General features: G+C 66.1%; 17 protein-coding genes and 1 pseudogene. 3 read left to right on the plus strand and 15 right to left on the minus strand.

Annotated features, from left to right (window positions below):
• Positions 1 to 22 precede the first annotated feature (22 nt).
• The 9 genes from ACAG26_RS02900 to ACAG26_RS02940 all read right to left on the minus strand — a co-directional run bounded on the left by ACAG26_RS02900 (position 23) and on the right by ACAG26_RS02940 (position 16482).
• Positions 23 to 3208 carry a helicase-related protein gene (locus ACAG26_RS02900; RefSeq protein ID WP_370479147.1) on the minus strand — a complete coding sequence of 1062 codons (3186 nt, stop codon included), beginning with the start codon at positions 3206 to 3208 and terminating at the stop codon, positions 23 to 25.
• Between the two features lie 109 nt (positions 3209 to 3317).
• The gene (locus ACAG26_RS02905; protein WP_370479149.1) at positions 3318 to 6890 is read right to left on the minus strand and encodes a hypothetical protein; all 3573 of its coding nucleotides are present in this window, start codon (positions 6888 to 6890) and stop codon (positions 3318 to 3320) included.
• A gap of 1523 nt (positions 6891 to 8413) precedes the next feature.
• Entirely contained in the window at positions 8414 to 11509 is a 3096-nt protein-coding gene (locus ACAG26_RS02910; RefSeq protein WP_370479151.1) for a DUF3427 domain-containing protein, read from the minus strand.
• Between the two features lie 431 nt (positions 11510 to 11940).
• Complete coding sequence (locus ACAG26_RS02915; RefSeq protein ID WP_370479153.1) at positions 11941 to 12264, minus strand: hypothetical protein; 324 nt, start codon at positions 12262 to 12264, stop codon at positions 11941 to 11943.
• The gene (locus ACAG26_RS02920; protein ID WP_370479155.1) at positions 12264 to 12749 is read right to left on the minus strand and encodes an XRE family transcriptional regulator; all 486 of its coding nucleotides are present in this window, start codon (positions 12747 to 12749) and stop codon (positions 12264 to 12266) included. The genes ACAG26_RS02915 and ACAG26_RS02920 overlap by 1 nt, the downstream gene beginning before the upstream one ends.
• 209 nt (positions 12750 to 12958) lie before the next feature.
• Positions 12959 to 14422, minus strand: a complete 1464-nt coding sequence (locus ACAG26_RS02925; protein ID WP_370479158.1) for a YdiU family protein — start codon at positions 14420 to 14422, stop codon at positions 12959 to 12961.
• Positions 14423 to 14588: 166 nt separating this feature from the next.
• Complete coding sequence (locus ACAG26_RS02930) at positions 14589 to 15311, minus strand: RES family NAD+ phosphorylase (protein WP_370479160.1); 723 nt, start codon at positions 15309 to 15311, stop codon at positions 14589 to 14591.
• A complete protein-coding gene (locus ACAG26_RS02935) occupies positions 15308 to 15982 on the minus strand; it encodes a hypothetical protein (protein ID WP_370479162.1) in 675 nt (224 codons plus the stop codon). Before ACAG26_RS02935 ends, ACAG26_RS02930 begins: the two co-directional genes overlap by 4 nt.
• Positions 15979 to 16482: a helix-turn-helix domain-containing protein gene (locus ACAG26_RS02940; protein ID WP_370479164.1), complete on the minus strand. Its 504-nt coding sequence runs from the start codon at positions 16480 to 16482 to the stop codon at positions 15979 to 15981. Before ACAG26_RS02940 ends, ACAG26_RS02935 begins: the two co-directional genes overlap by 4 nt.
• A 167-nt stretch (positions 16483 to 16649) precedes the next feature.
• Here ACAG26_RS02940 and ACAG26_RS02945 point away from each other — a divergent pair, with 167 nt between their 5' ends.
• The gene (locus tag ACAG26_RS02945; RefSeq protein ID WP_370479166.1) at positions 16650 to 17771 is read left to right on the plus strand and encodes a DUF6880 family protein; all 1122 of its coding nucleotides are present in this window, start codon (positions 16650 to 16652) and stop codon (positions 17769 to 17771) included.
• A gap of 125 nt (positions 17772 to 17896) precedes the next feature.
• Positions 17897 to 18877, plus strand: a pseudogene (locus ACAG26_RS02950) (ATP-binding protein); the annotation flags it as partial.
• Between the two features lie 54 nt (positions 18878 to 18931).
• Here the strand turns inward: ACAG26_RS02950 and ACAG26_RS02955 are convergent.
• The 5 genes from ACAG26_RS02955 to ACAG26_RS02975 all read right to left on the minus strand — a co-directional run bounded on the left by ACAG26_RS02955 (position 18932) and on the right by ACAG26_RS02975 (position 22669).
• Positions 18932 to 19753, minus strand: coding sequence for an SDR family NAD(P)-dependent oxidoreductase (locus tag ACAG26_RS02955; RefSeq protein ID WP_370479168.1), 822 nt, complete (start codon positions 19751 to 19753; stop codon positions 18932 to 18934).
• A 1-nt stretch (position 19754) separates the two neighbouring features.
• The gene (locus ACAG26_RS02960) at positions 19755 to 20237 is read right to left on the minus strand and encodes a nuclear transport factor 2 family protein (RefSeq protein WP_370479170.1); all 483 of its coding nucleotides are present in this window, start codon (positions 20235 to 20237) and stop codon (positions 19755 to 19757) included.
• Positions 20238 to 20318: 81 nt separating this feature from the next.
• Entirely contained in the window at positions 20319 to 21134 is an 816-nt protein-coding gene (locus ACAG26_RS02965; protein ID WP_370479614.1) for a transglycosylase SLT domain-containing protein, read from the minus strand.
• Between the two features lie 263 nt (positions 21135 to 21397).
• Positions 21398 to 22168, minus strand: a complete 771-nt coding sequence (locus ACAG26_RS02970; RefSeq protein ID WP_370479172.1) for a hypothetical protein — start codon at positions 22166 to 22168, stop codon at positions 21398 to 21400.
• A gap of 189 nt (positions 22169 to 22357) precedes the next feature.
• Positions 22358 to 22669 (minus strand): hypothetical protein, encoded by a 312-nt coding sequence (locus ACAG26_RS02975; protein ID WP_370479174.1) that lies wholly within the window; start codon positions 22667 to 22669, stop codon positions 22358 to 22360.
• Positions 22670 to 22745: 76 nt separating this feature from the next.
• On the opposite strand from ACAG26_RS02975, the gene ACAG26_RS02980 reads away from it, so the two are divergent.
• A complete protein-coding gene (locus ACAG26_RS02980) occupies positions 22746 to 23147 on the plus strand; it encodes a hypothetical protein (RefSeq protein WP_370479176.1) in 402 nt (133 codons plus the stop codon).
• A 96-nt stretch (positions 23148 to 23243) separates the two neighbouring features.
• On the opposite strand, the gene ACAG26_RS02985 is transcribed toward ACAG26_RS02980, so the two are convergent.
• Positions 23244 to 24185 (minus strand): hypothetical protein, encoded by a 942-nt coding sequence (locus ACAG26_RS02985; RefSeq protein ID WP_370479178.1) that lies wholly within the window; start codon positions 24183 to 24185, stop codon positions 23244 to 23246.
• Positions 24186 to 24448 lie beyond the last annotated feature (263 nt).

Consider the following 24448-nt stretch of genomic DNA (forward strand, 5'->3'; position numbering starts at 1 on the left):
CTGGTCTGACACTTCGTCGCCGCTACGCCGGTGGTAACACACGCATCCAGCACACAACGCCAATGTCGTCTTCGGTGATCGGCTCCAGAACCGGTTGCGGCGGTACGGGTGTAAGCCCGAATTCCCGCACTATTGCGACGATAGCTTCGGCGGCCTGGTCGCGGCTCAACGACCTGCTTACAACACCTCGCTGAACTTCTGCCAATGCGGTCTTCACCGCCGCGCCTCTTGGAACAGCCAGCAGATCGTACGCTTCGTCCGCCCCAGCCGGAAGGGGCACGGATGGGTCACGCATGAGCGCAAGTGCCCAACGCTGGGACGGGGGTAGCCGATCTTCAGTGACGGCAGGGTCTGCTCGGGCATTGTGCTCAGCCACGATGTCGGCCGCTGCCCGCGACCACGCAGGCTCGAGGTCGTCGGTCACCGTGACACCACCGGCACGGCCCGGTTCGATGCGACGCAGCAGAACCAACTCCTCGGTGTCGATGCCTTCCTCAGTGACGTAGCGCCAGTAACGCCGGTTGCCTTTGGCCTCGGTGGTCCTGCAAGCGAAAAACACCCCGGATGGGCCCCGTGACGGCACGCCCATCCCTTGGCGAAAAGCGGCACCGATTCCGAAGGGCAGATTGCGCAGCCGGTCTAGCTCGCCCTCTGCAGCGGCCCTGATAAGCATTGCGCGGAGGTGCTCGCCGGCGAAGCTACCGCCCAAATCTTCTCCCTCGTCCAAGAGCGATTCGTCACCCGCTGCAAGCCGTTCGGCCAGCGATGACATGTCGGCGTATACCTGTCCCGCAAGGTGTTCGGCGCCTTCGACCACCGCCGTTTCCATACCAAAGACGCCCGCAGCGGCTATTTTTGCCTGTATCCGTGCCTCCAGTCGGAGCAACGTCTCGAGCTCCCCAGGACTCGGCAACATTGTGGTGAGCGCGACGGTTTCGTGGGGCGACCGCAGACGAATAACTCGGCCATTGCGTTGCACGACTCGTTGCGGATTCCATGGCATGTCATACGAGACAACTGCTCCGGCCTGCTGAAGGTTTTGGCCTTCAGATACCACGTCAGTTGACAGTACGAGGTCTACTTCGCCGTCGGGCGGTTGATACCCGGGTTCAACGACGGTGTTGGGGCAGAGTCGCGCAAGCCGTGCGGTGCGCTCGTCGGGACTGGTGTCACTGCCAACGATCACTACCCGCTCACGTTGGGTTCCCAGCGCCAAATCCAGATAGTCATCCAAATATTTGACCGTCTCACCATAAGTAGCGAAGACAATCACCTTGCCCGGGGTGGCTCGTAAGACGTCCGCTAGCAACGCGAGCTTCGGGTCGTCCTCGGGCTGTAACTCCGCGAGGGCAGACTCAATCGCGCGTAGCTGCTCTAGGTCAGCTGCGATGTGTTCACGGTAGATGGGCTCGAAGTCTGTAGCTGGGCGACTACCTTCATCGGATGCCAACTCATCGAGCCATGAAGCGAGGTCAGTCCCCTCCGTTTCAAGTCTGGCACTATCGCGCAGCGTGGCGAGGGACGGCAGTTGCCCGGCGTCCCAGGCAGTCAGAAACGCCTTATGAGCGACGATCATGCGCCTCACTGTTGCAAGGCATGCAGCCCAACATGATTCGAAGCGCTTCAGTACGGCCGATTGCAGCAAGCCGGCCAATGCTCGTTCCCCCGCATCGTCGCTAACACCTCGTTCGTAGGCGCTGGGCCGATAGCGAGCCATGGTGAGCGCGCCGATGGCGACGGCGACGGCCTCAACGAGGCCAGGGTGGGCCGCGTCGATATCATATCGCCGAGTCCGGAGAACTGGGGTCGGAAAACGAAGTGGTGTGCCGTCGGGGAAGGTTGCTCCAGGGTAGTTCTCGACTATGAAAGTTCGATCTCGGCGCACGCTAACGGCATCCGCGAGTGGAAATAGTCGGTCAGGGTTTAGTGCCTCAGCGTCGCGTTCATTGGCGCCTGCCGCAAGGAACAGTGCCCGGATCGAGTCGATCCCTGCTGGAGCCAGCGCTCTGTCGTGACGGGCAAAGAGCATGACGAGGTTGAACAAATCCCACAGACCGTTGTTGATCGGGGTGGCAGTCAGTAGCACGATGTCTTTGCGTTCCCCGCCGAGCAGCCTGGCCATGGCGCGATACCAAGTTGTCCCCGCGTTGCGCAGAGCATGTGCTTCATCGACAATAATCAGGCGGTAGGAGTCTTTTGCGACGTGGAGCCGCCGCATATTCGGTCGATCCCTGTCGGCAAGTTGCTCATCTGAGGTCAGTTCTTGGAAGGACACGACCTGTGCGGGCAATCGGGTTTCGCTGATCCGACGTTCCCACATGCTGCGCAATTGCGCAGGCGCGATCACAAGGGCGTGTCGACCCTGACGCAGGGCATATTCCTCGATTAGAGCTAATCCGACCTCGGTCTTACCTGTGCCTACGCCATCGGCGTAAACAACACCGTGGTGACGCTCGAGGATTGCTCTGGCCCGTTCGTAACCGTCACGCTGGAAGGACGCGAGCACCACATGAGACTCGCGCGGTGGTGGCGACGATGTCTCGAACAATTCATCGCCATAGAGCTCGAGAAGCGTCCGCAGATAGATATCCTCCGGCGTTACAACCGGTGGCGAGGGAAACAACAAATCGCGGAGTTGGTCTTTGTACGGGTTGGCGTCAGCCCACATCCGGTCAAACCATGCGATAGCCTCTGCGGCCACTGGCGGCTGGTAGTCAACGAGGCCGAGCTCGCGGTTGCTGTACATCCCTGCGCCGGTCAGATTTGCCGAACTGACCAGCGCTGCTCGACCATCGCTAGAGGTGCCGAGCAGATATGCCTTGCCATGGAGGAATGTCGTTGTGTACCTGCGCACTTCGACGTCATCGCGTGAGAGGTATTCGTCGACGCTAGCCAGTGCCTGTGCGGCTCGGCTGGGGGGGAAGCGGCTAAAATCACGTTCACCTCGGAGCGCCGCCAGTTGATCCGTGAACTTGGACAACGGCAGCTCAGCGTCCAGCCCAGGCGATGGCGCTGCCCCTAAGAGCAGACGAGTGGCACGGCCGTCGCTCACTGCGGCGGCCAGGACCCGCAAGCCCCCGAGGTTGACGTAGCCAGTCGCGACAGCCAGGGGGTGTCGTTCGTCATGGTCCTTCAGGAGGTATTCCAGGGCTTCGGCGTGCTCGACCTGGTCATTGTCGACGAGGTACGGCCGCGCGTTCAATGGCATCGTTACTTCTCCACCGAAACGCGGCGTACAAAGCGATCGGTGTCCGCTGACCAATCTCCTAGCATGGGGCACCTCGTGGTCATGGTAAATGCCAGATTAGTGTGCCTTGCTAGTCATTGCTGCGTGATCGGCGCGAAACAGCTGCCGCTGGTGTCATCAGCGCTTCCAACTCTTCGCGCAGCGCCTTGCGGTGTGCGGATGACACCGCCTCGGTCGTGAAGTCGGCAAGGACGACGTCGATGTCGGGTAGGGAGAGGCCGTACCCGTGGGCAACTAGCGCGTCGACACGGGCGCGCAGCTGTAGACGCTTATCATCAGCAAGCGGCCCCACCGTCGTGCCGCAAGCATCAGTGACGTCGTTGAATCGCTCGTCTGGACAAGAGAGGCGGGTGCCAAGGGTTACAAGCTCGTCGTAGGCAGCGTCCGTCAACAGCGGCACGGTGAGGAGTTCCAGGACAAAGTAGTTGAGATGGTTTTCCACAAAACGTCTGGCCTGCCAATCAAAGGGCAGCGAGTTCATGACGGCGCAGCATGCTGCCCGCTGGCGGTGGTCGCCATCTACAAAGGCCAAGTAGGGTGCTGAGTTTAGGAGAAACGTCTGCGGCGGAATCAGGCTCGCGCGTGCGGTTCGGGAATCGGTGGAGCGGCTGACGTCACGAAATGCGAGCCGGACGCTCCCGATTTCGGCTGCGACAGCTGCGCGGCGAGTTGCAACGGCTAATTCATCGGCAAGCATGGAATCTGCTCCGGGACGCGGCTTTCGCGCTTTCTTCAGCGCCGCATCCGTCGGCGGACACCACCGCGCTTCAGCCCCATGCGGGTTATGTTGATCAAATGACTCCCCCTTCCACAGCGCCCAGCCCGTGGTCTGGTTCTCCCAGAGGGACTTGTCATTTGTCTCGTGAAACTCTGCGACCGGAAAGCAGCGCCACCGTCCGCCGCCGTACGGAAAGAGGCCTGCCTTCCGCATCGTGGCAAGCACCAGCTCAGCTGCCTGAGAAGGAAGCAGCGGCACGACATCGCCCGCGCCCATCGCCGCGCGCACTAACTGTATGCCGCGCGACTGCGATTGTCGCTCGAACGCGGCAGCCGAATCCGCCACCCCCGCTACTTCGATCTTGTGGTCGGAGTCCGGCGTGGTCGCAGCCGCCGCAAGCAATGCGACTGTGTACTGGGGGTGAGTCTCGAACATCCATAGGCGTCGGTTGACCAGGAAATCCAACCTTTCGACCGTGCTTGATCCGAACAACCAATTGCGGAAACCTCGTGATCCGGCAGCGAGGAACGTGCTCCGTGGCAGCACCACACCAAGGCGGCCACCTTCGGCGAGGAGCGTCCGGTAGCGCTGGCAGAAAAACTTGTAGAGATCCGGATCCCCGATGCTGCTCGCGTAGCCCCCTTGCGGCCCGAGAAATGCGCGTAAGCGCGCAACTCTGGCCTGCTCAAAGCGTAGTTCGTCGGCTAGCTCCGCCCGCGCCACTTTAAGTTCATCGAGCGCGGCGTCGCGTTCCGCTGGTGACATGCCGCGCAAGCGCGGCGAGTAGCGAGCGTAGAAGGCGAGTTCCTCAACCGTCACCTCTTCCCATGGAGGATTGCCAATAACGACATTGAACCCAGGCGGCTCTTTGGCGAACACTTCGGGGAACGCCAGCGGCCAGTGCAGAGGCTTCATCTCGGCAACAATCCGTTTTGCAGCCTCAGGTAGAGGCACATCGCCCTGGATCAGGCCGAGCGGATTGCCGTCCGCCAATGCTCGCGCATCCGGGGCACCAAGCGGTCCAGCCGTCCATGCATCGTAGAGTCGCCGTATCCCAGCGGTCGCCTCGCGCAACGCAATGTCCGCTCCGCGGCTGGACTCTACTTCGTCGGGTGTCCTGTCGGTGAGACGTACGAGTTCGGCTGCAGCCGCAGCGCCTCGCGCCACTGCGCCGTCCACCAAATCGTCGAAGACGCCGCCAGTGTTGGCGACGACAGATGGGTCACCAACGCCGATGAGTGAATCGCCAACCTGGATGTTGTGACCCAGATACGCCAACGACAAGCCAGGAACGAACGCGGCAAGCCACAATGAAAGCCTGGCGACCTCAGCCCCCATGGGCGAAAGGTCCACACCGTACACGCAGCGCTTAAGCACGAGACGGTGTAGGAGATCCGCATGCTCGATGTGCGTCTGCTGACCGATGCCCGCGGCGGCACGTAACGCCTCTAGCTCATCCCTCACGCCGGGTAGCGGGACCTCGGCAAGAAACCGATCGATACGCTCAGCCATCCGATGCAACGCCGCCGTCAAGAAGTGCGCGCTGCCGCAGGCGGGATCGAGCACTCGAAATTCGAACAGCATGGTCGCGGCGACCAGAGGATCGTTCTGGGCTACGCGGCGCACCTTAGCGAGATGCTCTTCCAGCGAAGGCAGTACGGCGCGGGCAACCAGGTGCTCAACCAGCTGAGTGGGCGTGTAGTAAACGCCGCCCGCCTTGCGCGCGCCAGTGTGCGATTGCCAAAACAGCTCACCCCTGCGAATAAAAATCTCGTCGACGTTGCCTGTTGGCGCGAAGATGAATTCCCTACGCGCGCCGCTTCCCCGTGGAAATAGACCAAGATCGGCGTCGGCAAGCGTCAGCTGCAGTGAGAGCAGGCCTTCATAGATGTGTCCCAGGTGGGCGATCTGCAAACTGGAATAATCAACACCGCTACCCGTCTCCGGATCGCGGCCCAACGCGGCTAACGCCCGACCGAACACAGCATTCCGTATGACCACAGACTCAAGCAAGGCCGCACCGGGTAACTCCGCGGCAGAAAATAGGTCGCCGTTGTAGGGCGGCACATTTGACGCGGTGTCCCCCGTGCGCAACGTCCTGACAAGGACCATGAACCTGTCCCACAGGCTGGTTGAATGCGGATCGAGATCATCGAGGTGATCCGCGGCTTCGCCAGCAAGGATAGTAAGGGCGTTGGCCCTATAACCCGGATGGTCAATAGGCAAGTAGCCGGCGCTTTCGGCGTATAACACGAAAAGTGCTCGGAAAACCCAGGTCAAACATGCGTGCTGCACTTCGCGACGCACCACCGGATCAGCCAGCTCCCGCCCCTGCTCAGCCGACACCCAGTCACCCAACCCGCGGGCCAACTCGGGTAGAACGTGAGAACGAATTTCCTCATCAAGGCGGGTGCTTAGCTGCGCCCCGAATAGCCGAGCTTGCTCCAGCAACCGCGCGAATAGGCCGCCGGAATTGAGAGACCCCGGGGCCAGCAGCCCGATCAGTGGGAGGTCGGCGTGACGAAGATCGGCGCAGTCCAACTCCAAGTAACTTGTTGTGGCCGCAGAAGCGCCGGGTTCCTCGATAACGCCTGAGCGAAAGAGGCGTAGACGAGTACCACTGGCGAGCACACCATAAGCAACACCCTCAGCGTGGCAGTCGAGCGCCAGCGTGCCCTCAGGGGGGCGACCATCCGCATCTAGCCGGGAAAACGCCGCAGGGTCAGCCAGTGGGTGAACCACAAGCAAGGGCGCGCCATCGGCACGTGCCAGCCATCCACGGTGCTTACGACGTTCGAGAATGTACCCAAGGGCGGAGAGCAGCTCCTTCCAGTCCGCATTAGGCGGGACCATCGAGGCCCACTCGTCTAGCTGGCGCCAATCGTCGGCCTTGCGCAACCGTTCCTGCAAAAGGTGCCGGGTCAACAAGTCCTTGATAACTAGACCCGGGGTGCCACTCTCGTCTAGCCGCTGAAGCTCCTCACCAATCACACGTGCCGCAGACAGCTGTGGGGAAGAGTCGACTCCCTGCAGCAGGGCGAGTAGGCGATCTGTGAGCACCTCACGAACAGGCGATCGGTCGTCGCTCGGTCCGACTACACGGATCAACCCGGAGCCGGAAGGGGAGTCATGTATGACGAGTAGCGGCGTAGCTCGTCCATGGCTTCTCTCGCGCCACACCTTTCGCAAGGTCACGTCCGCGCCACTGCGCGCCTGAACCACCTCCACCGGCCCGCTGCTTGCCACAGCAGCAAGCATTTGATCCGTGGGCGTCTCGCGCGCGCCAAGAGCCGAAAGAAGATCAGCCGCGTTCATTCCACATCCAAGCCCCGGCGCATGTCCCAACCCTAGTAGGCGAAACGAGACAGGCCGCGTTATGGCACGATGGCGATTCGCGATCATCGCAAACCCATGTACCTCGGTGAGGTTGTTGAGCCCCATTGCCCGTGATTGCCCAAGCCGTGGGCTGGAGCCACCACCCGCTGATGATTCATACCGTATTAGGCGAACAAGTGGTGCATCCGGTTCCATAGGCGGACCTGGCCACGCCTCCCGCAATTCCTCAACGGCCTTCGCTGGGTCCCGCTGCTCGCGGCGGCGCCCACGGCGTCGGAGCCCTGGCCTGGCTGGCCGCGCGATGGGGCCAGATAGTGGTGCGCTGCTGTTGATGTTCGTGCCGGTGACAGGTGGCGAGTTCGTCGCAGCATCAGTGGCGCTACTCAAGACGACGCTATGGCCCCCGCCATCACTACGAGCGGACGCCGCAATATCCGACAACTGACATCCCTGGTTCAGCATCCCCGGAGCTGAGAAGTTTTCGCACTCTTCAGCACGCCATTGGCAATAGAGCCGCAGAAGCCGTCGGCGTCGATCAGGAAAATCGAGCTGGTCGGTCATGAGTTTATAAAAAAGGTAACCGTCGACCGCGCTACTCGATCACCTGGCTCCATTAACTCTGGGCCAAGTCGAGTGCGACTGCCACGGTTGGCTGCAGAGAGCAGAATCTGCAAAAGGAAACACACCACAAGATGCTCGGATCGAAGAAAGAGTCAAAATTGCTAAGGGACAGAGCGAAACGCTCACCCTTGCTCAGTATCGACCACTTTCACAGTTCCCGTGCATTATCAACCGATTGGACGCTGTGTTGATTCTATTTGACCATTCGTTTAATATGCTACTCAAGTCAGCGATCCTTTACCGCTGGGTAGCATTCGCAAACCGCGATAGAGCCAGGTAGTTCGCAGCTGCGCAAATTCAGATCAGACAGGGTACCGTCGACGACAAATCACCGACTGCAGTTCACTTCACCATCGAGAACACCCGGCCGCAAGTGAATCTGCCGATCGCTGCCAAAGATGGTATTTCAATAAGTCTCGCTCCCGGAAGGAACACCAAACAAACGCAGCAGTAGTCGGAAATACAGACGCTGTTATACAGCCGCCGCCACCTCACGCCACCGCCGCCCGCGAAGCCATAAACACCTCCGTCGGCATCGCCCGCTGCAGCCGCCAGGTGATCGCCATCGGCCGCTCCCCTTCATGCGAGACGTATTCGGCAGGCCCGAGAAACACATACGGGGAGGTTCCCAGCGCGTACTGCTTGGCGGCGCGAACGAACAGCAGCACGCGCGAGCTGCGATCGCGGTGATGAATGTAGCGCTGGCCGGTCGGCGACGCTTCCGAGGTCGTCGACTGCGACTCCCAGTGGAACAGCTCGGGACTGAGGGCGAAGTCGCGGTACATCGTGGTCGGCGAGTAGTCGGTGTCGGTCTTTTTCATCGTGATGAAGAACGCGTCGGTGTTGGCCTCCTCGCACCACACCACCCCTTCCCGGAAGCTACTCGGCTTACGGCGCGCAGCCACCCCGAGCCCGGCGAGGATCTCTTCACGTGAGTAGCGGGCGTGCACCGCCAGCGGCACCTCAGTCAGATCGGGAATCAACTCCCCCAGCCCGCAGGTGCTGCGATGCGCCGCGTCGAACGCGATATCGATGACCTGGCGCATCTCAGAAAGCACAGGCTCCCCCGCTAGCGCGGCCAGACCCGCTGCGGGGCTGTCGAAACCGCCGCCGTCGGGAAACAGCGAGTAGAACAACATCTCGGCCAGGCGCCCGTCGGCCGCACCGCCACCGAGCCCCTGTCCGCTCAGCGCGGCGCGGTAAGCCTGATGACGCCGCCGGTCATCGACGTGGGCCAGCGCGCGCACCCGTTTAACCAGTTGATGCTCGTGTGGTCTCGGTTCTGCGGCGACCTTGCCGGCGTCGCGGCATAGCGAGGTCCACGACCGGTCGGTGCGTACCACATCCTCCAGCGCGCGGCCGGACGAATCCAGGAACGCCGCGAGATCGTCGCCCGGATGAGCACGCACCTCGGAGACCAGCGTCGCCCACCGCGGCGCCACCTGTTCGCGAACGTTCTCCAGCACCACCTGCTGCGCCACCGAGTCGAGCACAATCTGGCTGCCCGACGGCAAGAACGGAAAGCCCTGCTCCAGCTGTCGCACCAGATCCTTGCCGCCCAGGCCGGTCAACGCCCGGAACCGTCGGTCGAAGCGAAACTCCCGGCGCTGATGCCCCACGTAATCCAGCGCGGTCAGCACCGTCTTGCCATGCGTCAACCGCAGGCCGCGACCCAGCTGCTGCAAAAACACGGTGGCGCTCTCGGTCGGGCGCAGAAACAGCACCGTGTCCACCTCGGGGATATCGAGGCCCTCGTTGAACAGGTCGACCGCGAAGATGATGTTGATCTGCCGGTTGCGCAGCTCCCGCAACGCCGTGTGTCGTTCGGCCGCGGCGGTGTCCGCCCAAACCGCTCGCGCCGAGATGCCGGCGGCCACGAACTTCTCCGCCATGTAGCGGGCGTGTTCGACGCTGACACAAAACCCCAAGGCCCGCATCGCGGCGATGTCATCGACCTTGTCGCGCAGCTCCTTGAGCACGATCGACGTCCGCGCGTCGTTGCCGGTGTAGATGGTGTTGAGCGCCGCCAGGTCATATCCGCCGCGCTTCCACCCCAGCTCATCCAGATCAGTGCCGTCGTACACCCCGAAGTAGTGAAACGGGCAGAGCAGGTTTTGCTCGAGCGCCTCCCACAGCCGCAGTTCGCTGGCGACCCGGCCGGCGAAGAACTCCCGCACGTCCACTCCGTCACCGCGCTCGGGGGTCGCGGTCAGACCCAGCAACTCGACGGGCTGCACGTGATCGAGCAGCCGACGATACGTGGCGGCTTCGGCGTGGTGGAACTCGTCGACCACCACGACGTCGAACTGGTCGGGCGCCAGCTTCGACAGGCGGTCCGCGGACAGCGATTGAATGCTGGCGAACACGTGTCGCCACCTGCTCGGCTGGTCCCCACCGACCAGCAGCTCCCCGAACGTCGCGTCGGTGAGCACTTCTTGATACATCCGGCGAGCTTGGGTGAGGATTTCCCTGCGGTGCGCGACGAACAAGAGGGTCAGATCGCGGCCGTGCACCTCGCGGACCAGCCGGCGGTAATCCAGCGCGACGACCACGGTCTTGCCGGTGCCGGTGGCGGCCACAATCAGGTTGCGGTGTCGATCGTGCAGGCTGCGTTCGGCGTCGAGTTCTTCGAGCATTTCGGCCTGAAAGGGCTTGGGCCGAACTTCCAGCCCGGACAGCGTGATCGTCGTCGGGTCGTGTTGGCGGCGACCGGCCGCGACTTCGAGCGCGTCACGCAGCCGTTCCCCGTCAGCTGCTGGTCGGTACGGCTGGAATTCACGATTTTCCCAGTACGAGTCGAAGGTCGCCCGAAACTTCTCCAACAGGTGCGGGGTGGCCACCGCCGAGAGCCGCACATTCCACTCCAGCCCGTCGACCAGCGCCGCATGCGACAGGTTGCTTGACCCCACATAGGCGGTGTGAAAACCGGTATTGCGGCGCAGCAGCCAGGCCTTGGCGTGCAACCGGGTTCGGTCGGTTTCGTAATTGACTCGCACCTGCGCACCGAACTCGTTGACCAAAGCATCCAGGGCGCGGGCGTCGGTGGCGCCCAAGTAGGTCGTGGTGATGACCCGCAGCGGAACCTGGCGCTCACGTAGCTCGGTCAGCGGGCCTTCCAGCAGTCGCAGCCCTTGCCATTTAACGAACGCGCACAGCAGATCGACCCGGTCGGCGCTGGCCAGCTCGGCGCGTAGTTCGGCGGCCAAGGTTGGCTCATGGCGGGCGTTGGTCATTAGCGCGGCGTCCGCCAGTGGGGTGGCCGGCCGGGGCGGTAGTGCGGTCAACCGGCTGGTGGCGATGACCGCCTCCAACCGTTCGAGGCGACCGGGCTCGCGTTCGTGGGGCGCCTCAGCCTGCAGATCGGGGTCGGGCAGAACGGCCAGGATCGACCGCATCAGCTCGGCACGGGCTTCCGCTGTTCTGGCCGTGCGCAGTGCGCGTTCGATCAGCGGCGCCAGGTGCCGGGCGAGGGTCAGCGGCTGCTCGGCCTCATCGACCGTGTCCATGTTCGCGCGCAAGTCGGTCTGCGCGGCGAGCGCCTGATACGGCCGGTCGGTCAGCAGCGACTCGTAGAGACCCTCGTCCACGCCGCGCAGGGTAGCGGATGGGTCGGACAAATGAGCACCGAAACAGCATCATGCACTCGGGCAGTTGCCCTGTCCGTCACCACCCGACTCCAGGGGGCGGCGTGGAGTCGGCTCATCTGTGGCAGGTCATCTGCGCACCTACGAAATGCAGCCCTCTACGGCCGAGGTCGAGCATCTCTGCACGGTCGTGGCGCCGCTGCTGCCGATGCCTACCCACGGTCATCCAGATCCGCACGCTCAATGCCGGGATTGTCCGCGAGCGTCCAGTCCTTGGCGCGCGATAGGCCACGCGACCTGACCCAAGACGCCACGAAACCCGGCTCACCGACCGTCCGGACGGCCGCCGGGCTCACTTCCTGAAGCTCAACGCAACAGGCCCTGTTCAGAGTAAAGCAACGGCCGTGCTCCCCGCCCACAACTGCTTCGGTGGCTCAGCCCCTGACGAGTCGGTCTCGCCAGCCGTCCGGGAGGGCTGCGGTTGTCATGTCCACACCGTCGATGCTGAATCCATGTAGCTGTTCAAACGGGGAGAGCCCACCGGCGACGCCGGCGATCAGATCGGCAAGCTCTGTTGCCCTGTCGTTGTCACCGGCGACGGGCAGAATGTTGACCTCCATGGATCGGGTGGCCAGCGCCGGTAGTTCGTTCTCCGGGTAGCTCCCCAGGATCGCTTGCGAGCCAATCACAATGACCTCGGCCATCCCGGTGATCCGGCATGAGGTACGGATTGCGTGCTCTAGCTGATCACGCCGCATTAGGTCGCACCTTGCAGCGCCTCGAGCCGTTCGGCGTCTGGGAGTAGGCCGCTCATGGGCGTTACTTCGCGCATCTCGATCGAGTCGCGGTCCAGCCCGGTCAATGCGCGGCGCACGACAGCCAGATCGCCCGCCGTCACCGCCTGCTGCCACCGGGTGAGGTTCCGGGTGTGGGGTTGGCCGCGCACCCCGCCGCGCAGCCGCTCGACGTTGGCCAGAATGGTCGGCCGCCACTGGGCCAGCGCTGCTCCGGTCAGGTGCGTTGCCAGCTGGCGATGAACCTTCCAGGACCGCCACTCCGAGCGGGTCAACTCGGGAGTGACTGCCCGCCGAGTGACCTCGAGGCGATATCCCATACAGGACAGTAGCCGGTCCAGCTGTTCGTCACTGAAATCGATCTTGGCCGCAAGAAACTGGCTGATGCTGGGCTGGTGAACACCGCTGAGGCGAGCCAACCGCGACTGGGTGGTACCCGTTGCGGCCATGACTTGGCCAAGCGTTTCAATGCGACTGCCCATGAGAAACTATAGCACCTAATACTATAGCCTAGCTTGCGGGTAATCCCGTGCTGGCTCGCCGAGCTGGAAGTCACCCAACCGGGCGATCCTCGCCACCGGCTCGCCGCCGTTGATAACTCCGTGGTTGCGGGCCGTGGCAGCTGACGCTGGTTACCCCCGAGCCGACAGCGCAGCTCTCACGTCCCGCAAAACGTCCGGTACGCACCGAATTCCGGGGGCGCGGGCGCGGCGTACGCCTGCAGGCCGGCGCGCTGCCGATACGGGTCGGCGAGAGCGTCCAGCAGTCGCTGGACCGGCGCGAGATCGCCGTCCGTCGCGGCAGTCAGTGCCTGCTCCACCAGGTGATTGCGTGGAATGTAGATCGGGTTGACCCGGTCCATCGCGTCGACGTCGGGCCCCAACGCGCGCCAACGTCCCAGCCACTCATCGAACCCGGCAGGATCGACAAACATGGCCCGCGCGGCAGCGTCGTCGCCCCGGCCGGCCGCGCTCAGGGACCGGAAGAAGGAGGTGTAGTCGACGGCGTTGCCGGCCAGCAGCACCAGCGCATCACCGACGACACCGGCGGCCGCCTCCCCTTCCGGCAGCCCGAACTTGGCCGCCATCCCGGCCGACCACCGGGCCTGATAGCGCGGCACGAACCCGTCCAGGGCGTGGGTCGCCACCGCGACCGCCTCGTCCTCGTCGTCGGCGAACAGCGGCAGCAGCGCCTCGGCGAACCGGGCCAGGTTCCACTGCGCGATCCGCGGCTGGTTGCCGTAGGCGTAGCGCCCGGCGTAGTCGATCGAGCTGAACACGGTGGCCGGGTCGTAGGCCTCCATGAACGCGCACGGCCCGTAGTCGATGGTCTCCCCGGAGATCGTCATGTTGTCGGTGTTCATCACCCCGTGCACGAACCCGACCAGCATCCAGCGCGCCACCAGCGCCGCCTGCGCCTCGACCGTCGCCTCAAACAGTGCGACATACCGGTTTTCGGCGTCCGCGGCGTCCGGATGATGCCGGGTGATCGCGTGGTCGGCCAGCCGGCGCAGCAGCCCCGGATCACCGGCGGCCCGGGCCTGCTGGGCGGCCAGCTGGAAGCTGCCCACCCGCAGGTGGCTGGCGGCGACCCGGGCCAACACCGCCCCGGGCAGCACGGTGTCGCGCTGCACGTCACGTCCGGTCGCCACCACGGCCAGCGAGCGGGTGGTGGGGATGCCCAGCGCGTGCATGGCCTCGCTGACGAGGTACTCGCGCAGCATCGGCCCCACTACCGCCAGGCCGTCCCCGCCGCGGGCGAACGGGGTGCGCCCCGACCCCTTGAGGGCCAGGTCGCGGCGACGGCCGTCGCCGTCACCGAGTTCCCCGAGCAGCAGGGCACGGCCGTCGCCGAGCACCGGAACATAGTTGCCGAACTGGTGTCCGGCGTAGGCCTGCGCCGCCGGGGTGGCGCCGTCGGGAACGGTCCTGCCGACCAGCAGGCCGACCCCGTCCGGGCTGCGCAGCCAGTCCGGGTCCAGGCCCAACTCGGCGGCCAGCGCCTCGTTGAGCACCAGCAGCCGCGGATCCGGTGGCGCCTCGGCCTGCCACGGCACCGTCAGCTCCGGGAATTCGCGCGCGAAGCACCCGTCGAGGGTGGGGATGATCGGTGCCGGATGCACGTCTTTAGGCTACGGGGGGCGGACGTGGCTACCGGTTGCGCCCGTTCAACTGCGCCGCCACCAAAGACCGGCTGCGTCGCGCCGCCAGCGAGGTGCCCGATGCCGCGCGGTCGCTATTCGATCCCCTTGCCGCCGGAACGCGTGGTCAGCGGTGGCGTGTGACTCACTACCGCCACGCACGCGGCAGTGGCACTCGCAGCAAATCGGCCACCTCTTGCACAGCACTGCGGTGAACCGGGTTCTCGGCGGACAAATCTGCGATCGCTACATCTACCGGCACGTGACCGAAGATGGCCCAGCATCGCTCGCTGGGATCGATCCTCGACCAGTAGGCAATTCCATCCACCTCTGGATGCAGCTCATGCAGTGCGCGAGAGATGGCCTGCTGCGTGATGGGACGGCCGACATCGCCTCCCAGCCGAACAAGCCCTGCATCGAGATGCACCCGAGTCGGGCCGTCGCGAAGCGGGGAGTTGTCGATGGCCTCACGTACCAGGGGATGGGTGTCCAGATCGACCAGGAGGTCGGCGGCTTCGATGTCAACGAGAAGCGGCTGCGGCGTCACGAGAGTTACCCGGCCGACACGTTGCGCGGCCAGCCACTCCGCGACGGCTTGGGCGGCTGGCACAGGCGGGTCAACGTCAGCGTCAACGAACTCCACTGCGGCCAGGAGTGCGTCAGCAGCCGGACTGGGCCGGAAGCGTGCCATAGTCTCGACCAAACAGCCACGAAGGCTCTCCGCGGTATACCGCATCAAGAACCGTCCGTGCGGGTCGTCAAACCTGTTGCGTCCGGGACCCTCGTGCCGCAACTGCGGCAGCGCCTCGGGCGCGGGGTGCACCCGAACCGCGCCCGAATCGGGCGGCGGAACGGGACGCAGGCGGGTCACCCTTCGAGGAATGCTCGTGCCGCCGCGAGCACCGCCGGTTCGGCTTCGCCGACGGGTTGGGTGGCGAGCACAACCAGTGGTGCTTCGTCGTCGAGTTGAGGATTGGATGACCGGAGAAAGGCCGCGGCTACCGCCGGGCTGTAGATGGACTCGATAGCCCTGACGGCCCGAAACAGGACGGCGAGTCGGCTGACAACGTCGTGTTCGCGGGGCTCGGCCTGACGCTCGACCCAGTTGCGGACGGTGCGGGCATCTTTCAACCCAAGAGCAGCGGTCGTGTAGCGCACCCCGACCGATCCAACCAGGTGACGTGCCTGTTCCCATGGCGGCGTCACCACCGATTCCTTATATGCCGCCTCCCAGGCGTCCGCGACGGCAGGCGACGGATGTACCACAGCGCCATCCATCATGCACCTCCTAACAGGCACCCTAACGCTACCACTCGCGCAATCCTCATCTGTAGGGCAGAGTAATCGACGCTGTCCCCGCTTCCGACGGTCAGGATCATTGAAGAAGGCGATGTCGGCCTCCCGTGACAATGTGGTCACATCGGGCAGCTCGGCTTCGTCGTAGCTCCCCAGGATCGCCTGCGAACCCAAGGCAAGAACGTCATTGTCTCCGGCGATGGCGCAGGCCGCCCGGAGGATCTGCGCGAGTTCCTGTCGTCTCACCCCGACGACACCGCATCACGAACTTCGCGGTACGCCTTTTTGATCGAGCGCACCTCCTCCTCGTTGAGCACACCCGTGAACGGCGTGCAGGAGCGCAGCGTCGCCCCGTGATCTGACGGGTCCAGAATCGCTTCGATCACCCGCCCCACACCGGCATCCAAGATCGAGGCCCATTCATCGGTGTAGGCCGCGCTGTGCGTGGAGCCGCTTTGCCGCTGCCTGGCCAGGTTGCGTCGCGCAATCTCAAGAACTGTGTCGGGATCGTTGACTAGCTTCGGGATTAACGCCGCATGCAACCACAACGACTGTTGCTTGCCGTCGTTGCGCGGATGACGCATATACGTCAACTTCGAGGTGATGGCGTGCTCGGGAATCCGTCGGTGCACACCCACCATGACGTACGGCAGCTTGCCCTGTTTGCACAGGTCGACCACGTGCTGTCGAGATACACCAAGCCGGCTCGCGGCCTCGCCAGTACGCAGTAGACGGTCGGCGGGCATAGCATCAGGGTAGGGATTAACCACAAAAAACACAACGTAGCGGCTTGACTCACGAAACGAGCCCGCGAAACACCCTCGGTGCCTCAGGTAGGAATGCGGGAAACGGTGACCGTCGACAGCGTGGTCGGTGCTTGCGGCCGCGCGTCGGTGCTCACCATGATGACCCGGTGACCGCTCTCGCCGACGTCGTTCTCCCCTTGATCCGGACCCGGGCCGACGTCTGGCGGTGGAACGTCGCCAACGCCCACGGCGCCCGGATGCACGAGGCCGTGGCGATCCTGCAGCACGCCGCCCAGGACGGCGACCCCGCCGAGGTGTTTGCGGTGACGCAACGGGCGATCGCGTCGGCGCTGAAGGTGATCATGCGGGCCGATGATTCCAGCGGCATCATCGGCGATGCCTGCCGCGACCTGCTGGAGTTGCACTCGAGCGTGGCGGCCCGGGCCCGCCCGGCCGCCGCCAAACTCGTTGACTGGATGGTGAAGTTCCAGTTCGACAATCACTGTGACTACTTCACCATCGACCCGGTCGCCTACGCACCGGCACTGGGCGCCGACGGCATGGCCGCCTACCGCGCCAAACTCGACGAACACGCGGCGACCCTGGGTCCGCGACCGCCCGACGATCAACCGTTTTCGTCGCCCCATGCCGGTGCGTGGTTCACGCTGGATTGGAATGCGCGGCGCCTGGCCGTCTTTGACCGCGACGTCGACGCGATCATCGCCACCCACGCCCGAGGCCTGCTGTGGCTGCGTGGCTCCAGGACACTGCGGTGGCACTCGCCGAAATCGGGGAGATCGACGCCGCGATCGACTGGGCCAAGCAAGCCACCGACTTCGACGCCGGCCCTCAGGCACGGCGCGCGGCCGACTACTGGTGCGAACTGCTGGCCGAGCATCGGCCCGACGACCTGCTGGGTGCGCGGGTCGAGGTCTTCCGCCGCTGGCCGTCGTCGAGCAGCGCAGGTCAGCTGTACCGGGACGCCGGGGCCGCCTGGCCGGACTACCGCGACGAGGTGCTCGAGCACCTGGAGCGATCTGGCCAAAGCCTACGAGAAGCTCGACCCGATCGCCGTTCTGCCCGTCTACACCCGGCTCGTCGAACGGGAGCTGGTGGATGCGGACGCGCGGCGCTACCTCGGCGCCGCCCGTCGGTTGAAGAAGATGCGCAAACTGGCTGCGGGCTCACGCGATTCCGCGGAAGTCGACGAGTTCATCGCCGACCTCCGCGAGACATACCGTCGCCGCCCGCGGCTGCAACAAGAATTCGACCAGGCCGGACTGCCCTGAGGCCATCGACGCTCCCGACGACCAGGCCCGGACAGATCCGCGGCACCTAGGCGGACGAATCCGCAGCAGCGATAGGGACAGATCCGCAGCACAACCTGCGACAAATCCGCAGTGTATTCTGTCCGTTTCGCGCGATTAAATCCGAGGTCGATCGGGATCGTCGGCCCGGTCGTTTCCTGCTCACGGGTTCGGCGCGGCTGCTGTCGGCCCCGGACATGGCCGACGCACTGGTCGGCCGGGTCGAAATCATCGAGCTGTGGCCGTTCTCCCAAGGTGAGCGCGCCGGAATTGCTGAGCACTTCGTCGATCGGCTGTTCGTCGAGCCGCGCGAGCTGCTGCATGGATCGGAGATGCACCGCAGCGATCTGGTCGACCGCATCGTGGCCGGAGGCTTCCCGGATGTCGTCGCCCGCGCGCCGTCGAGACGTCGGGCCTGGTTTGAGAACTATGTCACCACCGCCACGCAGTCGGTCATCCGCGAGCTGTCGGCGATCGAGCGCCTTGCTGAAATCCCGCGAGTGCTGCGGCTGTGCGCCGCACGGTCCGGCACCGAGCTCAATGTGAGCGCGTTAGCGAACGAGCTCTCGATTCCGGCTCGCACCACCGATGGCTACCTGGCTCTGCTGGAAACCGCCTTCCTCATCCACCGGATGCCCGCGTGGTCGACCAATCTGAGCCGCAAGGTTATTCGCCGACCGAAGCTGATGGTGTCGGACAGCGGGCTGGCGTGTCACATGCTCGGCGTGACCGGCGCGACGCTGGACCGTCCCGGCGGTCCGCTCGGCCCCCTGCTCGAGACGTTTGTGGCGAACGAGATTCGGAAGCAACTGACCTGGTCGGCGGAACGGGCAAGTCTGTGGCATTTTCGCGACCGCGGCGGCGCCGAAGTCGATCTGGTTCTCGAACATCCCGATGGTCGCGTCTGTGGCATCGAAGTCAAGGCGACCAGCACGCCGCGGGCCGACGACCTGCGCGGTCTTCGCTACCTCGCTGACCGGCTTGGTGATCGGTTTCAGTTCGGTGTCCTGCTCACCGCCGCACCGGAAGCCACGCCGTTCGGCCCGAAGCTTGCAGCGTTACCGGTCAGTGCGCTGTGGGCGGTCTGATCCGCCCGCACTGGGAAACCGACCGCGGCAGACGCCGAGCCACCCAACCGCCTCTCAGTACAGCGGGCCGCCGCCGAACAGGTCCCGGTGCGAGTCGGGCTGGTTGCCCGCGACGTCGGTGACCCCGTAGTCGAGCGCGGTTTCGGCGGTGATCAGCGTGTGCCCGCTGCGCGCCCCGACCTCCGGGTCGTTGGCCAGCGCGACGATCACCCGGCCGATAAACTCCGGCGTCTCGGCGTTAGCCAGCGAGAACCCCTGAAACTCGGTGAGCCCCAACGCCTCCATCGCCTCGTTTTTCACCAGCCCGGGCCACAGCGACAGCGCACTGACACCGGTGCCGGCCAATTCCACGGCCATGTCGGCGGCCATCTTGTCCAGGCCGGCCTTGGACATGCCGTAGAGCACCGAGTGCAGATGCCCGCGGGTGCCGAACGACGAGATGTTCACGATCAGGCCCGACCCGCGCGGCACCATCAGCTGCGCGGCGTGCACCGCGGCCACATAATGCGCCCGCAACCCCACCCCGATCAGCGAATCCCAATCGGTCAGTGGGCGTTTCCAGAACGGGTCGGTGAACCCGGCGAAGCCCTTGGGCGCCGCCCACACGTTGTTGACCAGCAGGTCGAGTCGGCCCTGGTCGGCGGCGATGCGGGCGAACAGGGCCGCTGTCTGGTCGTCGTCGCGGTGATCGCAGCGCACCGCGATCCCGGTCCCGCCGCGCTCGGTGACCGCGGCGGCGGTCGCATCCAGCGGGCCGCCGACCCCGACGTCGCCGCGGGCGGTGACGTAAACGGTCCAGCCGTCGGCACCCAACGCCACCGCGATGCCCTTGCCGACGCTGCGGCTGGCGCCGGTGACCAGCGCGACCCGGGTCATCTCAGCGCTCCACGACCGCGTCGGGCCCCAGCGGGCGGGTGATCGACCAGCGCTGCCGGAAATGGCTGCGCGCCATCTTCCAGGCGCCGTCGGCCAGGACGTAGTCGTCGTCGTAGTCGCCGGTGAGCAGCCGCTCGGTGCGCTCGATCAGGTTGAGCTGCCGAAACTTCAGCGTCCAGCGCCCGGTGGCGCGGCCGGGCCCCGTCAGCGTGATGTCCGGGTGCAGCCCGTGGTGCATGTCCAGGATCACCGGGTGCCCGTCCACGGTGTGCAGCGCGATGCGGCGGAACACCGCGGCCAGGTGGTCGGCGTCGGCGAAGTCGCCCAGCGGGCCGTAGTCGATGTCGGCGCCGTCGGCGATGAAGCAGGACCGCATCGCGTCGGGATCCTTGGCGTCGCAGGCCCGAAAGTACCGGTGTTTAAGGGCCTTGATCGTCTCGATCTGCTCGAGTGCCGCCAGGCGTTCTTCGACGGTGCGCGTCATCCCGTGGTCCTCCCGATCGCCGTGGCTGCCACCTTACGGTTTGCTCCGGGTCGGGTGGGGGGCGGTGCTGGCCGCCCACGCTCACTGCGGGTGGTTCGCCAGATACTCCCCCACCGGGATCGGCGCGCTGGCGGCGTACCCGACCGGCAGCAGCACGTCCCCGGCCGTGGTGTGGCAGTACACATCCCAGCGGTAGTAGCCGGCGAACGCGGCCGGGTCGGCGCCCATCACCGTGGCGTAGTCGCTGATCGCGCGCACGTACTTCTCGGAGTGGTTGTAGGCGAACACGGCGCGGTCGGGGTTGGCGGCGAAGCCGTTGGCGGCCAGGTAGCGCCCGGCGGCCAGGACGGCGTCGTGCGGTGAGGAGATGTCGCCGCCGTCGCCGTATCGGGCGAACGTCGCCGGCAGGAACTGCATGGGGCCGCGGGCGTCGGCGCTGCTGGCGCCGACGACCCGGCCGAAGGTGGTTTCGATGAAGTTGATCGCCGCCAGGTAGTTCCAGCCGACCCCGGTGGCCGCCTCGGCTTCGTGGTAGTAGCCGAGCAGCTCGTCGGCCGGCGCCGGCGGGTCGATGCGCCACGCGGGCAGCGCGGCCTTCGCGTCACTGGCCACCAGCGCGACCATCTGCCGGCGCGCGTCGAGGTTGTGGTCATAGCCGTCCAGCAGCGGCGCCGGAATCCGCGGGCGCACCACGGCGTCCCAGTCCGGATGCCACCCCAGGGCGCGGTAGGCGGCTTGCTGGTGGTGCGCCGCCTCGGTCAGCGCCGCATCCGGCGACGACGGGTCACGCAGGGTCTGCTCGGCGGCGACCAGGCTGTCGGCGAGGGCCACGGGGTCCGCCGGCGGCGGCTCCGCGCGGGTCGGCGCGGCGGTGGCCAGCGCGAGCGCGAGCAGCAGTGCGCTGCCGCGGACCGTCAAGCGGGACAGCGGCGTGGGCGTACCGGTCACATGCTTCTCCCTCGCTCGCCGGGTCGAGCGTCGCCACCTGGGGTCCCGAAAAATGCCGGTGATCGTGCGCGACACCGAGGGGCCTCAGGCTACCCGAGCGCCGCCTTTTCCCGAGGGCACTCGGTCGGCATCGGCAGCATTCGGCGATCTCGCGGGCTTGGGCATATATGCGTGCGTCCGCGGCCCTGGCCGAGATCGACCGGTAGGCCCCGTTACTGGCCCGTTTGCGCGGCGTGGTCGTAGCGGCCGTTGAGCAGTTTGGACACCGTGCCCGCCTGCCACTCGCGGCCCTTCGCGGTGCGCTGTCCGGTCGAGTTCAGCACCCGCGCGGTCGCCGCTTGGGTGACACCGCAGCCGTGCACCAGCCAGCGCGCGTAGCGCTTGAGCATCGGTTGGCGCTGCGCCCACGGCGTCGTCGGCGCCGGAAGCTGCGGCGGTGCACCGACGTCGGTGGCCGGGCCGGCGCCGGCCAGCTCACAGCGGGCATCCGGCGCCGCACCCGCCAGGGCCTGCTCGATTTCGCGGCCCAGGCTTTCGGCTCCCACCGCCGCCAGCGCCGCGTGGTCGAGTTCGTCGACCGCCTGGACTTCCCGGCGCAGCGCGTAGTCGATTTCGCTGGCCCCGCCGTCGGTCGGGAACGGGTCGAGGTCGCGCCCCGCCCGCAACGTGAGCCCGTGCCGCTGCAGCACCAGACTTAGCCGCCGCCAATGCTGTTCACGCCCGAGGTCGGCGCCCAAGAATGGCACCCAGACGTCGGCGCGGTCGGCGATGGCGCGTCCCAGCGCCGACACCACCGCGTCGACCTCGGTCAGCTCGTCGTGCGCGCCGGCTTCGCCCGGCGCGAACCCGAACGCGTCGGCGACGACACAGGACTGCTGGGCCGCCAGCGCGGCCAAGTCGTCCCGGTGCCCGCCCACGGTCTCGTGGTCACCGAGCAGAACGACCCGGATCTCCCCCGTCGCCTGGTGCCGACAATGCCGCATGGTTACCTCCCGCTGTCTGGACATCGCGGACCCCAACGCTAGGCCGGGGCACCGACAAGTCCGGGCGCTCAACCCGGTAGCACCCCGGTGATCGGGTCCACAATGGCTGCGGTATCGTGCGCCGGTGCACACAGCGGCGTGCTCGGCGATGAGCGGCGCGCTGGACGCTACCCCGCCGCCCGTCGCGGATCACCCGAACAGCAAAGCGCGGCAACCCGTATCGGCCAAGCCCCGGTCGGGGCCGGTGACCATGGCATTACATGCCGTACCGGGCAAAGAGGTCTGCCAGTCCGCGCACCGCACCATCCGCCGGCCGATGACGTTCGCGTTCTGCGGCGACGAGGTCCGCCGTGCGCGGATGACCAACCCCGCCAGCAAATCCGTCGCCATCGAGACACCCAGCCGACCCACTGGCGGTGGCCGACCTGCGATTTCGCGATGGTCGGCGACCGGCCCAGCGAACTGCACGTCGAAATCGGCGCCGACCGTTACCGGCTGCACCACGACTCCGGGGGGCGATCGCCCACATGGCCCGCGCGACCTGAGCCGCGAGCCCCCAACCGAAAGGAAACACTAGGTGGCAACCATCAGTGAGCTGGTCCGAACGACCGGGGTCAGCGTGTGCACGCCGCACGACGGCGATGTCGACATCCCGGTGTTGTCCGGCATGCAGCGCCAGGGCGACGTTTTGGTGTTACCGGCCGCGTACCCGGCGACCACCGCGGTGCCGGCGTCGGGCACACCGGTGGTGCGCGCCGAGGACGGCGGCAACACCCACGTCATCTACGCCGCCGGCGGGCCGGTGTACTGCGACACCGACGCACCCCACGACCTTCGCGAAGCCAGCCTGACCGTGCCGGACGGCTCCATCGCCTACCTGGGGCATCCCGAGCACGGCTACATGGGGATCGCGCCGGGCAGCTACGAGATCCGCCGGCATCGCGAAATAGGCGCGGCGGCACGGCTGCTCGCCGACTGAACGGCCTCCCCCGCGGGCGGCGGTCGGCGTTGAGCACCGCCCGGTAGCTGGTGGCCGCGGCCAGGCCGTTGCGGTCACCGAACACCGGCTCAGGGGTTAGTGGAAGGGGTTGAGCCGCGGGAGTTTTTCTTTGATGCGGTCGCGGATGCGTGGCGGGGGCGGCGGCGCGGCCGGCGGCACGTAGACCGGCTGCTGTTCGAGCAGCGGCTGCAGCATCGACGGATGCGCGGCCGGGGCCACCGTGGGTTTGGCCGCGGGACCCGGTGGGGTGGCGGGGGTTTGGTGTGCGGCGGTGCTGTGCTGCGGGTGCCGGTGCGACGGCGGGTTCAGGCGCGGCGCCACGGCCAGCGACAGCGCGACGACCAGCACCACGACCGCGGCGGCCAGCACCGAGGCCAGCAGCCGCACCCGCGGATTCCGCGGCGGCGCCACCGGCGCGACGGGCACGGTGCCCGCGCGCGCCGCCGCCAACGCGGCGCCGCGCGGCAGCGCGAAGTCGGCTTCGGCGGCGGTGATGACCGGGACCCCGGTCTGGTCCTGCAGCGCGGCGACGACGGCGTCGGCGTCCCCGGCGCCCAGCACGAAGATCGCGTCGGGCCGCGGCCGCACCCCGTGCACCGCCGCCCGGATCCGCGCGATCGGCGGGCCGTCATCCGTGCCGGGGATGCGCTGCGCGGTCACCCGTCGGGCGTTGACCGTCGCGACGACCGTGGCCTCGGGTTCCACCGCGCACACCACCAGGAAGTCGTAGCCGGCGAGGTCGGCGAGGCCGCTGGCGAGCAGTTCGGTGGCCGCGATGTCGGTGACCGCGTGCGCGTTGCCGTGCAGCGCGGTTTGCAGCTTGGTGGCGGCGGCGTCGGCGTCCGGGGTCCAGGTGAGGCCGACCGCGTGCAGATCGGCGCCGTCCACCAGCGTGGCGAGCAGGGCGTCGGCGTCAAAGGCGTCGACGTCGGCGATGCGTTTGACGCCGCGGTCGACGGCTTCGCCGTCGCCGGTGACACCGTCGACCAGCACCCACCGAACAACGGTCGATGTCATCGAAAGACCGAGCACCCGGTCCATGGATGGCCTCCGATCGTCTGCGGACCGCATCCGAGGCTACCGATAGCGCGCCGGGGTGGTTGCTGGCGCCCCGGGTCGGAGCTTGGTGTCGGGGCGGGTTTCGTGACCGAGCGATGGACGCCATCAAGATCGCCTCTGCGCTTTCGCCACATCCGCCACATCTGCCCCGAATCTCCGACCATGGGCCGACGCTGGAAAAGGATGGCGCATCCGATATCACGGCAGTGATAGCCGGCCGT

The organism is Mycobacterium sp. pUA109, assembly GCF_041287095.1.
Classification (GTDB): Bacteria; Actinomycetota; Actinomycetes; order Mycobacteriales; family Mycobacteriaceae; genus Mycobacterium.